This window comes from Aquisphaera insulae (assembly GCF_011064615.1).
Classification (GTDB): Bacteria; Planctomycetota; Planctomycetia; order Isosphaerales; family Isosphaeraceae; genus Aquisphaera; species Aquisphaera insulae.
In genome coordinates this window covers 205054-218373 of record NZ_JAALJH010000001.1, presented here as the reverse complement: position 1 = coordinate 218373, position 13320 = coordinate 205054, and the positions used below count along the sequence as shown (strand labels likewise).

Here is a 13320-nt window from a genome sequence, read left to right as displayed (position 1 = left end):
GTCATCCCGCGGAGGCAATCGTGCGCAAGACTCAGATGGTGACCGATCGAGAGCTCGAGATCATGAAGATCTTGTGGGCTCGGGGTAAGGCAAGCGTCCGGGAGGTTCAGGACGACCTGAACCGGGACGCGGGACCTGTCGCCTACAGCACGGTTCAGACCTTGCTGAATATCATGGAGGAGAAGAAAGGCCTGGTCCGACACGTTGTCGAGGGGCGGACATTCATCTATCACCCGAAGAAGTCCTCGGAACGGACCATTCGCGAGCTGACCAGTCGGTTCGTGGATCGGGTCTTCGATGGCGCCCTGGATCGCATGATGGTGGCACTGTTCGACTCCAAGCCGCCGACTCCGGAGGACCTGGACCGACTGAGGGCCATGATCGATGAGGCCGAACGGGCCTCCTCGGATCATCCGGTCGCGACGCGAGAGGAAGTCGCCGAGTTGGCTTGACGCCGCTCGCCTGTGCCTGTCATGCTCAATCTGACGCTTGAGGAAGAGGACCGGGGATGACGCGCCTGGCGCGGGCCGTCTGCCGGTCCTCGCCGTTTTCCTCGCGACCTCAAGGCCACGCATCCCCTCCCCGACTATGCGACCCGTCTCCGCTCCCTTGCCGCCGAGGCCCCGACCATGTGGTTCGAGCTGGATCGCTTCAGCCGGACCTTGATCGATGCGACGCTCGCGACCACGGTCCTGCTCAGCGGTATGGTGCTGGTGATGCTCTTCTGCGAGCAGCCGGTCCGGCGGATGATCGTCGCCCGATGGGCGATCATCCTTGCGGCGGTCATGCCGCTGCTGGTCTGCATGAACCCGTGGCGAGACTCGCACTCCCTCTCCTGGCTGTCCCGGGAGAGTTCGGGTGCGATCGGTTCCGGCTTCTGGGCGGCGAATCCTCGGCTTCCGGACTCGCGGGAGGAGGGCACGGCATCGACCGTCCGAACGATCGCGGCCGGGGAGTTCACCCATCGGATCATCCGCGAGCTGACCCTGGTTTACCTGTTCGGGGCGGGCCTCGCCGTCGCCTGGAACGTCCTGGGCCTCTGGGGGGGCGCCCGGCTTGTCCGTGGCTCGATCCCCCCCAGCCCCGTGACGAAGTCTCTTTACATCCAGGCCGCTCGAGAGCACGGACTTGATCCGGAAGAATTCCGAATCGCCATCTGCTCGCGGATTCGTCGGCCCGTCGTGACCGGCGCCCGTCGAGTGTCGATCCTCATCCCGCCTGCATTCGAAGGCGGCGAACTCAATTCCGAATCGCTGAGGATCGTCCTCCTCCACGAGCTGGCCCACGCTCGCGAAGGAGACCCGCAATTCCAGCCCCTGGCGGGGCTCTGTCAGGGGCTCTGGTTCTTCCTCCCCCACGTCTGGTGGATCCTGGCGCAGCTCCGAATTGATCGGGAATTCCTGGCAGACCAGAGGACGGCCGAGATCCTCGGCTCGCGTTCGCGGTATGCCACGCGGCTCGTCGGCCTGGCCACGGATTCCGATGCTGGCAAGGAACCCGACGTCGCGAATCGCGATCGCCTCCTCGCCAGCCTTCCTCGACCGGGCTGGTGGTGGGCCGGGGGGTTCCGCAATCCGCTCCTGCAACGGGTCGTGATGCTCCTCCATTGCCCCTTTCCGATCGAACGGAAGTCGCCCCGATGGTGGAACGTGGCGGTCCTCCTGTTTAGCTCGACGACGGCCCTCTTCGCCTCCTCCTGGACAATCTGGTCGCAGGAGCCGAATCCCGCGACGGAGGATCCCGCGGCCTTCTCCGCTCCCGTCGAAAACCAGTTTCGGGTCGAGCACTTCGTCGCGGTTCCCAGGGGACTCGTTCGCATCGGCCGCAGCGCCCCTCACGTCCTTCCCGTGCTCCTGCCGGAGCGTTTCTCTCTCCACGTGGATGTCGAGGCCAGTCCGGAAAGCCTGGCAAGGACAAGACTTGCGGGTCTTCCCCTGCGAGACTGGGATCAGCCTCCTCCGCCTCGATCCGAGACCGAACCCTCCCCTTCGCACGCCGCAATCCACCGCGTCAGGCTCGAGCGTGATGGGATGCTCCTCCGCCTCAGCATCGATGAGAATCGCGTCAGGGTTAACCTCCTTCGCGACCACGTCTCGGAGTGGCTCACGATTGAGCCTCCGGCGGATGACACCATCATCCTTCGCGACCTGAGCATCGCCTGGTAACGCCCCGTCACTCCGGGGGTGCCAGAATGGCGGTCTTCGGGACTTAGGCTGCCGAGGGTGCCATTTTGTCAGCAGGCCGAATCCCGTCATGCACTCACTGAGAGCTGGGTCCGGTTCCTTTCTGCGAGTCATATCTCATTATAAATTCTGTGGTTATGTGTATTCGACCGGCCTGTCTGCTGGTTGGGCGCCATTCTGGCACGACGCATGCGATGGGCTGAAATCAGGCGATCGTGACTTTCTCTGGGAGGAGTACGATGAGTGGAGTTCTTTGGCAGAATCGATGGGATCCGCTCCGTGAGTTGCATCGCGAGATGGGTCGGTTCTTCGGCGGACTCGAGGGCCTCCCCGCGCTCCGCCAACTGCGACCCTTTCCGCCGATCAACGTCTACGATGCGGGAGAAAGCTACGTCCTGACGGCCCAGTTGCCGGGCGTGTCGGCCGAGGAGGTCGAGCTGACGATCACAGGCGAAACCCTCACCATGCGGGGCGAGCGGAAGCGGCCGGAGGGAGTCAAGGACGATAGCTATCGACGGCAAGAGCGACTCGTCGGGCGATGGTCGAGGACGATCACACTGCCGGATCGGGTGGACAGTGCCCAGGTCTCCGCGAGCTTCAGCAATGGAGTCCTGAGCGTTCGGATTCCCAAGGTGGAAGGGGCGAAGCCCCGGCACATCACGGTCGCGGGTGGGGCCTGATCGCAGAGTCAACGGGTGAGAGCGTTTCGGCCAGAAGTTCCAGGAAACATCGGGAGCAATCGACGCATGAACGTCACGAACCCATCGATCCGTGTGGTCGTCGGGGCGGGCGAGCCGGAGGGGGGCCCGTCGACGGCGCAGCAGAACGAGGAGACCCGGGCCGCCCGCGCAGCGACTCCTCCCATCGATATTCATGAGGGTCCGGAGGGGCTGGTCCTCCATGCCGACCTGCCGGGTGTCACGGAGAAGAACCTGGTCATCCAACTCGAGGACAACGTCCTCAGCCTCCACGGCCGGGTCGAACCACCGGTGGACGAATCTGCGAGGCCGATCCACGAAGAATACCTGGTGGGCGATTTCTACCGCTCCTTCATCCTGAGCGATGAGGTCGACCGCGAGCGGATCACGGCCGAGCTCAAGAATGGCGTCCTCTGCCTGGTCTTGCCCAAGGCCGATCGGGCGCGTTCTCGACGGATCGAGATCCGGTCGTGAATCATCAGCTCCACCTCGAGTTCACCTGAGAGTTACACCGAACCCACGCAGGCCATGGCCAGGAGTTGACGCATGTCTCGGTCGAATCCGTGGAGACGAGAACCATTCGTCCCCTTCCATTTCCTCCAAAGCGAGCTGGCACGCATGCTGGACCAGTACCTCCAGCCTGGCGGTCAGGCCAGTCGCGAATCGGCACCCACCGATCTGGATCCGACGGGCTGGACCCCCATGATCGACGTCTACGAGACTCCCGAGGAGACGGTGGTCGTGGCCGAGATACCGGGCGTCGACCCCACCGGCGTGGAGCTTTCGATCACCGGCAACCTCCTCGTCCTCCGGGGCACCAAGGCCCCCGGAGAACTGCCGGAAGGGCAGCTCCAGGCGCGGGAGCGACGCTTCGGGACCTTCCTGCGCCAGGTGATGGTCTCCAACGACGTGGATTTCGAAGCCTCCGAGGCCGATGCGAGGAACGGCGTGCTCACGATTCGCCTGCCGAAGAAGAAGGCCGCGAAGCCCAGGACCATCCCGATCCGGCCGAATTAACCGCACGATCGGGGCGGAGGCATGTGGCCCCGTGCTTTCGCCCCCTCCCATCTTCCCCCGGCGACCTCGCCACACTCGGAATTTATGGTAAATTGGATGCGACGGATAACGTCCCCTACTCAGCGGAGAGTCGCGTCATGCAGACCGAGAAGGTCGTCACCTACACGGCGGTCGGGATTGCCGGCCTGGTCATCCTGATCTTCCTCCTCGACCTTGCGGCTGGCATCTTCGGGCGCAACATCGCCATGGACATATTGTTCATCCTGGGCGGCGCCGTGCTGCTCTGGCAAGGCGTGGAGACCATCCTCGAGCTCCGCTGAGGGGGATGAGACGCCTTCGGCCCCCCGCGTCATGCCGATCAGGGCCCCGATGAGCCCGTCCCAGGTGTAGGTGCTCGCTTCGAGGGCAACCGGCCAGCCGAGGCGACGGATCGTGTCTGAGGTCACGGGGCTCAGGCTCGCGAGCCTCGGATGACCGTCCCGGATGCGTGCGCGTGCCTCTTCCGGCAGCAGGCCGAAGAGGCGCTCCGCCATGGCGGAGCTCGTGACGGTGATCCAGTCGACCGAACCTTCCGAGATCCGATCGAGCACGGTCGGCGGGATGGTCGCCGCGTCCGCGTTCGAGTAGACCGCCACCTGTTCCACGTGGGCGATCCGCGAGAGTTCCTCGCTGAGGACGGTCCTGCCGCGGTCGGCGCGGGCGAGGAGGATCCGCTGGCCCGCGGCCCGCCCCGCCAGGGCCTGGGCGAGCGCCTCGGAGCGGAATGACGACGGGATCAGGTCGGCCTTCAGGTGATATCTCTCCAGGGCCCGGGCCGTGCCGGGGCCGATGGCGGCGAGCTGCAAGGAGCCGAGGGCCCGCAGGTCTCGCCCGCTCGCGATCAGGTGCTCCACGAAGAAGCGGACGCCGTTCGACGACGTGAAGACGAGCCAGTCGAACTCGCCGAGCCGGGCCAGTGCCGCGTCGAGCGGGCCGGTTTCTGCCTGGGGGAGGGGACGAACCTCGATGGTCGGTGCGAGGAGGACCTCCGCCCCCATGGCCTCGAGCATCGTCGCGGATTGCTGGGCGTCCTCGGCGGGACGCGTCACGACGATTCGCAGCCCGCTCAGAGGGAGCGATTCGAACCAGGCGATCGCGTCTCGACGGCGAACGACCGTCCCGACGACGAGGAGGGCAGGGGGGCGTATCGCGGACGCCGCGGCCTTCACCGCGATATCCGCCAGAGTCCCGACGACCACGCGCTGCGCCGCCAGAGTGCCGGACTCGACGACCGCGGCCGGTGTCTCCCCATCCTTACCGTGGCGTACGAGCGTCCGGCATATCGCTTCCAGGCGAGTCACCCCCATGTAGACGATGAGCGTCCCCGGGAACCTGGCCAGGGCCTCCCAGTCCAGGGGTGCCCGGCCGGACTCCGGCGAGCCGGACGCGCCTGCGGACTCGGGATCGCTGTGCCCGGTGACGAAGGCCACGGCGGAGGCGAGGTCGCGATGGGTCACCGGGATGCCCGCATAAGCGGTCGCGCCGATCCCCGCCGTCACGCCGGGGATGATCTCGAAGCGGACCCCGCAGCCTGACAGATACTCCGCCTCTTCCCCGCCGCGGCCGAAGACAAACGGATCCCCCCCCTTGAGACGGACGACCACGCGGCCCGCGATCGCGTGCTCGGCGAGCAGCTCGTTGATTCGCGACTGATGCAGGGTGCAATGGCCGCTCGACTTCCCCGCGCAGATCACGAGGGCGCCGGCCGGCGCCAGGTCCAGCAGGCGGGCATTGGCCAGATGGTCGTAGATCACGACATCCGCCATGCCGAGGACCTGGGCCCCCCGGCGTGTCAGGAGGCCGGGGTCGCCCGGTCCGGCACCCACCAGGTAGACGATGCCCGTACTCGAGCCCATGTCGACCTCAGGCGGGGTTCGCCCCGCCCGCGGGCTCGGCCACGAGGGGGACGCGAGCCGGTTCCGTCGCCTCGGCGGGGCTGGCCGTTTCGGCGCGGAGGACGATGAAGACGAGCATCACGCAGCCGATGACGAGCATGTTGTCGGCGAAGTTGAAGATGGCGGTCTCGATGCCGGTGGAGCCGAGATGGAGGTGGGCGAAGTCCCGGACGAATCCGAAGACCAGGCGATCGAAGCAATTCCCCATCGCGCCCGCCGTGATCAACCCCAGGGCGATGGTGAGCATGAGATTGGTCGCGGCGCCGGCGACGAACAGGTAGTAGACGATGGCAAGGCCCACCACGATCGACAGGCCGGCGAAGATCTGACTGCTGTAGGGAAAGGAGCCGCCCAGCCCGTACATCGCCCCGTTGTTGAGGCTCGTCTGAATGTCCAGGATCCCCGGGACCAGGCTGACGCGCCTCGGCACCGATTCTTCCGCCGCGGCCCGGACGGCCTCGGGTTGCGGATACCAGGTGCTGGCGTGAAGGCCGGCCCGCGCGGGCCAGCCGTAATGCCGGAAGATCAGGTCCTTGGAGGCGATATCGAAGTACGCCCCGCCGAACGCGATGATCGAGAAGAGCAGCCATCGTCCCAGCCAGGTGCGTCGCGTCATCCGCCGTTCTCCACCTGCCTCGCGCACTTGATGCAGAGCTTCGTGTAGGGTAGCGCCTGCAGCCTGGGCCGGGCGATCGCTTCCCCGCATTCGACGCAAAGCCCGAACGACCCCTGGTTCATTCGCTCGAGCGCCTCGTTGACCAGCTCGAGCGTCCCCTGTTCATTCTGGATCAGGCCGAGGGTGAATTCCTGGTCATGATTCTCCGTGCCGACGTCGGCCATGTGGAGCGGCACGTTCGAGAGGTTGCTGGACCCGCTCGCGGAATTGCGCCGGAGAGCCTCGTCGGTCATCTGACTGAGGTCGCCCGTCAGCCGGGATCGAAGGCCCTGGAGCGTGCGGCGAAACGGCTCAAGCTCATCGGATTTGAAGGCTCCGGCCATGATGGAACCAACCCTTCTGGATCGCCGCCCACGCCTGCGCGTCGGACGGGGAGTAGGACGTGGAATCGTAGGGGCAAGGCGATATTCCGTCAATCCGAACCGCGACGGCCCGGCGCCCGCACATCATCTCGATCGAGGGCTTCGCGACCCTCAAATTCCCAGCGTAACCGGCCGAGCGGCGACGAGACTACCCCCAAGACGGTGAATTCGACGGTGGCCGCGAAACCGCTCTCGCCGCTTCGATCCGACCCATCGCGGCGTCATGCCGGCTTGACGAAGAAGTACGGGATCTCGCCCCAGCCCCCGTTGCCCATCCAGAAGTCGTACTGGCTCACGTTCAGGTCGTCGAACAGGGTGTCGATCAGGTCCTGGCTGGGGTACGGGCCGACGTACTGATCGTCGAAGGGGTTCTTGTTGGCACCCTGCTGGTTCAGGAAGTAGACGTATTCCCACGGGCGGCCATGCTTGTAGCCCTGGGGTTGGGTGTAGACGTCGTACGTCGGCGCGTCGAGCGACTGGCTGAGCGGATACTTCTGATAGTCCGCGTAGGCGAACCCGATGATCTGCCATTTCGCCGGCATCAGGGCCTGGAGGAAATAGAGCTCGAAGGCCGGTTCCGCGGCGGCCACCATCGCCGGGGTCTGGGTGACGTCCCAGTCCCAGGCGCCGCTGCTGAGCTGCTGGCCCACGGCCTGGAGGGTATTCCAGTTGCTGAGGATCGTCTTCTCATCGTTGCTCGCGCTCAGGAGCGACGCGGTGTACTGGTCGGCGATCGTCTGGCCGAGCTGGCCGGCCTTGATGTCCACCGCGCCGTTGGCGTCCGGCGGATTGCTCGCCAGGAAGCCGCTGAAGACCGAACCGACGGCCGAGGCGAGGAACGACGTGGCGACCGCCGCGCCGGCGGGCAGGCCGGCCGCGGCGATCCCCCAGAGGATGGCGTCGGCCAGGCCCTCGAGGACGAGCGTGGCGGTCTGGTTGGAATCGGGCCCGTTCACGGAGCCGAGGACCTTGTCGGCCGCCGTGACGAAGACCGTGTTGGAGAGCGTGCCCAGGTCGTTGATGAGCTGGTAGACGTTGCCGTACAGGTTGTCGACGATCGTCTGGACGTCGTTCAGCTCGGTGAGGATCTGCTGCTGGACGGCCTGCCAGTCCGCATTCGAGACGCCGGCCGGGGCGGTCATCATCTGGACCGTGGAGATGGCGTGCTGGACGTTGAAATCGGTGTTGGCATACTGCGAGCGCACGCCGAGCGGGTTGATCAGCCCCAGTGCGGTGGTGATGGCGTTGTAGGACGTGACCTGTCCCGTCTCCGTGAACGCGGGGAAGGGGACGGTCGGACGGTCGAGCAGGCCGTACAGGAGCTGCATGGGCGCGGCCCACGGACTGGTCGAGGTGGGCGAGACGATGACGACCGCGGCGCTGATCGACTGGGCCATCACGTACTCGATCGTCTGGCCGGCTTGCAGGAGTGAGGCCTGGGGCGGGATCGTCCAGGAGCCGTCGGGGTTCTGGACGGCGACGCTGGTCCCGCGGTCGGTCCAGACCCAGAGCGAGCCGTCGCCGCCGATGGCCGCGTCGGAGAGCGCCGGCGCGCCCGAAACCTGCTGCCAGCCGTTGCCGGCCGTGTAGGTCCAGAGCCCGCGGGCGGAGGGCCCTGTGCCGGTGGTGACGGCCGCGAGGTAGGCGGTGCCGCCGGCCTTGATGGTCACGATCGAGTCGGCGGGCCCGCCCGGTATCGTGGACCAGGCCTGCTGGCCGGAATTGTACTCGTAGATCTGGCCGGAGCTACCCAGGACGTAGACGGCCGTGGCATCGCCGGCGGCGATGGCCTTCGGCGTATCGTCATTGGGCAGGGCGGAGACGTAAGCCCAGGCACCTCCCGAGTCGGTCAGGATCGAGCTGCCGGCGAGGGCCCAAAGCGTGGTGCTCGAGACGGCCGCCAGGTCCGTGAGGGGCGTGCCGATTCCGGGAGAGCCCAGGATCGTCCAGGCGGTCGCGCCGGGGGCGAGCTGGTACAGGGTCATGCCGTCGCTCGCCCAGAGCGAGCCATCGGCGCCCAGGCTGGTGAGGTTCAGGGGCACGGGCACCCCGATCAGGCCGATGGAAACGGTGGAAGGCAAGTTGTTCACCGCGCTCCGGAGGTTGAATCCGGGGGCCTGGGGGACGTTGTTGTCGAAGTCGCCGTCGTTCACAAGGCCCATGATCGGCTGGGTCACCCGGGGATCCGTCTCGAGGACGGTCGACGGATCGGCGAGCCAGGTGTACGTGGCCGTGCTGGCGAGGCCGGCGGCCTGTGCTCGGAGCAGGCCGCCGGGACGCCGGACGGTCTTGAGGGCCGCCCTGAGGATGGCCGGATCGGCCGCGGCCTGAGGCAACAGCGTTGACCGTGCCGCCACCTCGAGCCCTTCGGGGCTGCGGAGGAATGCGCGGGCCAGCGCCTCCATGCGGCGGGGTGACCGGCCCGCGGCCCGGGCCGTCCAGGCCGATCGTTCGGCGGCCGACGGGTTGCGGTGAAGGATGATCTGGAAGAGGGCGGTGACGGCCTGGCCCGGGTCGTTTCCGTGGCGGGCGAGGAACTCCGGCCGCCCGACGAGTCTGGCGACGAGGCTCCGCGAATCCGCACCGGCTCCGATGAGCTGGCGGCCGGCCTGCAGCTCGGCGCGGCTGGGGGCGCGGCCCAGGACCACCCTGTAGGCGGACTCGACGTCCTGCCCGAGGCCTGCGGGGTCCCGCAAGATTCGCAGGGCGACCGTCGTCCGGGGAGTTCCGTGCTCGAGGGCGGCGACCATCCGGTCGCGAAGCACCCTGCCGGAGCGGCTGGCCAGGGCCTCGGAGCCGATCAGGCGCTCCACGTAGCGGCGATCGGACGCCGAGGCGACATCCGCCCCGGAGATTGCGGCGATGGCGGCCGTCGAGGCGGCCGCGTGGAGCATCGTCCGGACCTCCAGGACTTCCATGCCGGGCGCCATGGGGCGGATTGCCCGACGCGATGGCCGACAACGCTGGTCGTTTCGCAACATGATCGTCAACCCTCGGGGCGGCTTCAGGTTCGTCTTCTCGGACGGAGGATTCACGGACGTTCGCGAGACCCTCGAGAGCTTATCAGGCACCTGGGGTCGGTTTCTGACACTCGTCCGGAAAATTCTCGGCCCGAATGTCGCGCAGGGAGCGGGCGGCGGACGATCTCGAGGAACGGCGGGCCATGGAGGCGACACCGCGGATCGGTTACGATCCAGGCTGACCCAGGGGGCCATCCCTCTCGTGCGAGGCGGCCATCCGACGGTCGGGCCGGGGGAACAACCGCATGGATGAGAACGCCGGGAAGACGATCTTCATCACGGGCGCGACGGGACTGGTCGGCGGCCACGCGGCCGAGGAGGCCGTCGCGCGAGGTCATCGCGTCAGGGCCCTGGTGCGCGGCAGCAGCGATACCCGGTGGCTCGACCGGCTGGGCGTCGAGAAGGTCGTCGGCGACCTCGAGGACGAGGCGGCCCTGCGGCGGGGTGCCGAGGGGGCCGACTGGATCTTCAACTGCGCCGCCAAGGTCGGCGATTGGGGCACGCTCGCGGAATTCCGCCGGCTCAACGTCGAGGCCCTCCGGCTCCTGCTGGATGCGGCGGTCGCCGCCCGCGTCGGCCGCTTCGTCCACGTCAGCTCGCTGGGGGTCTACGAGGGGCGCGATCATCACGGGACGGACGAGACCGTACCCCCCGCGGCCGACTCGCTGGACGCCTACACCCGGTCCAAGACCGAGGCCGAGGCCCTGGTGCTCGAGTACGCGAGGACCCGGGGCCTGCCCGCGGCGGTCGTCCGGCCGGGTTTCATCTACGGCGAGCGCGATCGGACCGTCCTCCCCAAGTTGCTGACGAACCTCCGCCGCGGCACGTTCGCCTACTTCGGCTCCGGCGACCAGGCCCTCAACTGCATCTACGCCAAGAACCTGGTCCACGGGATCTTCCTGGCCGCGGAGAATCCCGCCGCCGTGGGCGAGGTCTTCAACCTCACCGACGGCGAGCCCGTCAGCAAGGTCCGGTTCGTCGGCCGGGTCGCGGAGCTCGCCGGGCTCAAACCCCCGACCCGCCACATCCCGCTCCGCCTCGCCAGGGTCCTTGCCACCGTCGTGGAGGGGGTGGCGAAGCTGAGGGGGGCCAAGAACCCGCCGCTGATCAACAAGGCCCGCTACAAGTTCCTGGGGCTGAATCTCGACTACTCCATCGCCAAGGCGCGCGAGGTGCTGGGCTACTCACCGCCCTACCGCTTCGACGAGGCGATCGGGCGAGCGATGGCCGAGCATCGGCCCCCCGAGGCGGCCGCGGGCGAACCGTCCAGGAATCAAGGAGTCAAGGTATGAGTCTTCTTCAGGGCAAGCGCGTGGCCGTCCTGGTCGAGAAGTTCTACGAGGACCTCGAACTCTGGTATCCCGTCCTGAGGCTCAGGGAGGCCGGCTGCGACGTCAAGATCGTCGGCCCCAAGGCCGGCGAGACGTACGCTTCGAAGCACGGCTACCCCGCGAAGTCGGACGTGGCCGCGGCCGACGTGAACGCCGACGACCTCGATGCGGTGATCATCCCCGGCGGCTACTCCCCGGACCACATGCGACGGCATCCGGCGATGGTGGACCTGGTCACCAGGGCCGCCCAGTTGAACAAGGTCGTGGCGGCGATCTGTCACGGGCCATGGATGCTCTGCTCGGCCCACTGCCTGGGCAAGAGGAGGGTCACCGGCTTCTTCGCCATCAAGGACGACGTGGTCAATGCCGGCGGGATCTGGGAGGACGCGGCCTGCGTCCGCGACGGCAACATCGTCACCAGCCGGACGCCCGACGACCTGCCCGATTTCATGAAGGGCATCTTCGCCGCCATGGTCGAGTCCATGTGAACTGAACCCCTGGACTCGGCCTCCATCGAGTCATCGGGGAGAAGGAGAGGCCGGACTGTCCGTCCCCCGGTCATTCATCCGAGGCGAGCGGGAGGACAGGCATTCCGGCCTGTCCTCTACCCCCTTCCAGCCTGTCCGGCTACCCAACCCGAAACACAAGCTCCGACGAGTTCGATCGTCTCTCCCCTGACTCTGCGGGGCGCGATCGAATCAGATGAACTCGTTGATCAGATTCTCCAGCAGCTCCTGGCGCCCGCTGACGTTCTTCGCGGCGTCCCCCTTCGGGAGGATGTACGCCTCCAGGTCACCGAAGTTGGACTGGCCGGCCTCGACGCGACGGCCGGGCTCTGCATCCCAACTGTGATATCGCGCCTTCAGGAGCTCGGCGAGCCGGCCGTCGGACAGGATCGCCTGCGCGGTCTTGAGTCCTCGTGCGAACGCGTCCATCCCGCCGATGTGGGCGTAGAACAGGTCGATCGGCTCGAAGCTCTCCCGGCGCACCTTGGCGTCGAAGTTGACGCCGCCGGTCGTGAAGCCCCCCATGTTCAGGATGCTGATCATGCACTTGGTCGTCAGGTAGACGTCGGTCGGGAACTGGTCGGTGTCCCAGCCCAGGAGAGCGTCGCCCGTGTTGGCGTCGATCGAGCCGAGCGCACCCGCCCCGATCGCCACCTCCATCTCGTGCATCATCTCGTGGCCCGCCAGGGTCGCGTGGTTGGTCTCGAGGTTGAGCTTGAAATGGGGCAGCAGGTTGTACGTTCTCAGGAAGTTCAGGCAGGCCGCGGCGTCGGAGTCGTACTGGTGCTTGGTCGGCTCCCTGGGCTTGGGCTCGATGTAGAACTGCCCCTGGAAGCCGATCTGCTTCTTGTAGTCCACGGCCATCGTGAGGAACTTCCCCAGATGGTCGATCTCCCGCTTCATGTCCGTGTTCCAGAGCGTGGAGTACCCTTCGCGGCCCCCCCAGAAGGTGTACCCGGCCCCTCCAAGGTCCATGGTCACCTCCATGGCCTTCTTCACCTGGGCCGCGGCGAAGGCGAAGACATCGAAATTGGGGCTGGTGGCCGCCCCGTGCATGTATCGAGGATTCGTGAAGAGGTTGGCCGTCCCCCAGAGGAGCTTGATCTTCGTCCGGGCCTGCTCCTCCTTGAGCACCTTGACGATCTCGTCGAGATTCGCGTGGCTCTCCTTGATCGTCTTGCCCTCGGGCGCGACGTCGCGGTCGTGGAAGGCGTAGAAGGGGACGCCGAGCTTTTCGAAGAACTCGAAGGCGACCCGGACCCGCTGCGTTGCGTTGGCGACGGAGTTCGTCCCGTCATCCCAGGGGCGCTGGGCCGTCCCCACGCCGAAGGGATCCGAGAGGGAGTTACAAAAGGTATGCCAGTAGACGACCGAGAAACGGAGATGCTCCTTCATCGTCTTCTCGCCGACGATCTCGTCCGGGTTGTACCACTTGAACTCCAGGGGGTTCCTGGACTTCGGTCCCCCGTATACGATCTTCGGGACGTCGGGGAAGAACTCAGTCATCATCAGGTCTCGCACGATCCGTGGTCAAACGAACTCGGATTCAGGTTCCCAATCTAAGACCCCCTGGAGACCCCGGCAAGCCCCAAG

At 66.7% G+C, this 13320-nt stretch carries 12 protein-coding genes; 7 read left to right on the top strand and 5 right to left on the bottom strand.

Annotation, left to right across the window (positions count from 1 at the left end; genetic code table 11):
- Positions 1–20: 20 nt before the first annotated feature.
- From G6O54_RS00780 to G6O54_RS00760, 5 genes are all read left to right on the top strand, one after another.
- Positions 21–452, top strand: a complete 432-nt coding sequence (locus tag G6O54_RS00780) for a BlaI/MecI/CopY family transcriptional regulator (RefSeq protein WP_250846645.1) — start codon at positions 21–23, stop codon at positions 450–452.
- Positions 453–629: 177 nt separating this feature from the next.
- Positions 630–2165 carry a M56 family metallopeptidase gene (locus tag G6O54_RS00775; protein WP_165219221.1) on the top strand — a complete coding sequence of 512 codons (1536 nt, stop codon included), beginning with the start codon at positions 630–632 and terminating at the stop codon, positions 2163–2165.
- Between the two features lie 257 nt (positions 2166–2422).
- Complete coding sequence (locus G6O54_RS00770; protein ID WP_165219220.1) at positions 2423–2863, top strand: Hsp20/alpha crystallin family protein; 441 nt, start codon at positions 2423–2425, stop codon at positions 2861–2863.
- Positions 2864–2929: 66 nt separating this feature from the next.
- The gene (locus G6O54_RS00765) at positions 2930–3355 is read left to right on the top strand and encodes an Hsp20/alpha crystallin family protein (RefSeq protein ID WP_165219219.1); all 426 of its coding nucleotides are present in this window, start codon (positions 2930–2932) and stop codon (positions 3353–3355) included.
- 72 nt (positions 3356–3427) lie between these two features.
- Positions 3428–3898: an Hsp20/alpha crystallin family protein gene (locus G6O54_RS00760; protein WP_165219217.1), complete on the top strand. Its 471-nt coding sequence runs from the start codon at positions 3428–3430 to the stop codon at positions 3896–3898.
- A 119-nt stretch (positions 3899–4017) separates the two neighbouring features.
- Here G6O54_RS00760 and cobA read toward each other — a convergent pair whose 3' ends face one another.
- The 4 genes from cobA to G6O54_RS00735 form a co-directional block, all read right to left on the bottom strand.
- Positions 4018–5793, bottom strand: coding sequence for a uroporphyrinogen-III C-methyltransferase (gene cobA / locus G6O54_RS00750; protein WP_250846644.1), 1776 nt, complete (start codon positions 5791–5793; stop codon positions 4018–4020).
- A gap of 7 nt (positions 5794–5800) precedes the next feature.
- A complete protein-coding gene (gene lspA, locus G6O54_RS00745) occupies positions 5801–6448 on the bottom strand; it encodes a signal peptidase II (RefSeq protein ID WP_165219215.1) in 648 nt (215 codons plus the stop codon).
- Positions 6445–6831 (bottom strand): TraR/DksA family transcriptional regulator, encoded by a 387-nt coding sequence (locus G6O54_RS00740; protein WP_165219213.1) that lies wholly within the window; start codon positions 6829–6831, stop codon positions 6445–6447. The genes lspA and G6O54_RS00740 overlap by 4 nt, the downstream gene beginning before the upstream one ends.
- 260 nt (positions 6832–7091) lie before the next feature.
- Positions 7092–9800, bottom strand: a complete 2709-nt coding sequence (locus G6O54_RS00735) for a WD40/YVTN/BNR-like repeat-containing protein (RefSeq protein ID WP_165219211.1) — start codon at positions 9798–9800, stop codon at positions 7092–7094.
- 335 nt (positions 9801–10135) lie between these two features.
- Here G6O54_RS00735 and G6O54_RS00730 point away from each other — a divergent pair, with 335 nt between their 5' ends.
- A complete protein-coding gene (locus tag G6O54_RS00730) occupies positions 10136–11182 on the top strand; it encodes an NAD-dependent epimerase/dehydratase family protein (protein ID WP_165219209.1) in 1047 nt (348 codons plus the stop codon).
- Positions 11179–11709, top strand: a complete 531-nt coding sequence (locus tag G6O54_RS00725) for a type 1 glutamine amidotransferase domain-containing protein (protein ID WP_165219207.1) — start codon at positions 11179–11181, stop codon at positions 11707–11709. Before G6O54_RS00730 ends, G6O54_RS00725 begins: the two co-directional genes overlap by 4 nt.
- Positions 11710–11919: 210 nt before the next feature.
- On the opposite strand, the gene xylA is transcribed toward G6O54_RS00725, so the two are convergent.
- Entirely contained in the window at positions 11920–13233 is a 1314-nt protein-coding gene (xylA, locus tag G6O54_RS00720; RefSeq protein ID WP_165219346.1) for a xylose isomerase, read from the bottom strand.
- Positions 13234–13320: the final 87 nt, after the last annotated feature.

Coding starts and splice junctions, on each gene's coding strand:
- G6O54_RS00775 (WP_165219221.1), top strand. CDS start 630: ATGTGGTTCGAGCTGGATCGCTTCAGCCGGACCTTGATCGATGCGACG.
- G6O54_RS00770 (WP_165219220.1), top strand. CDS start 2,423: ATGAGTGGAGTTCTTTGGCAGAATCGATGGGATCCGCTCCGTGAGTTG.
- G6O54_RS00765 (WP_165219219.1), top strand. CDS start 2,930: ATGAACGTCACGAACCCATCGATCCGTGTGGTCGTCGGGGCGGGCGAG.
- G6O54_RS00760 (WP_165219217.1), top strand. CDS start 3,428: ATGTCTCGGTCGAATCCGTGGAGACGAGAACCATTCGTCCCCTTCCAT.
- cobA (WP_250846644.1), bottom strand. CDS start 5,793: ATGGGCTCGAGTACGGGCATCGTCTACCTGGTGGGTGCCGGACCGGGC.
- lspA (WP_165219215.1), bottom strand. CDS start 6,448: ATGACGCGACGCACCTGGCTGGGACGATGGCTGCTCTTCTCGATCATC.
- G6O54_RS00740 (WP_165219213.1), bottom strand. CDS start 6,831: ATGGCCGGAGCCTTCAAATCCGATGAGCTTGAGCCGTTTCGCCGCACG.
- G6O54_RS00735 (WP_165219211.1), bottom strand. CDS start 9,800: ATGGCGCCCGGCATGGAAGTCCTGGAGGTCCGGACGATGCTCCACGCG.
- G6O54_RS00730 (WP_165219209.1), top strand. CDS start 10,136: ATGGATGAGAACGCCGGGAAGACGATCTTCATCACGGGCGCGACGGGA.
- G6O54_RS00725 (WP_165219207.1), top strand. CDS start 11,179: ATGAGTCTTCTTCAGGGCAAGCGCGTGGCCGTCCTGGTCGAGAAGTTC.
- xylA (WP_165219346.1), bottom strand. CDS start 13,233: ATGACTGAGTTCTTCCCCGACGTCCCGAAGATCGTATACGGGGGACCG.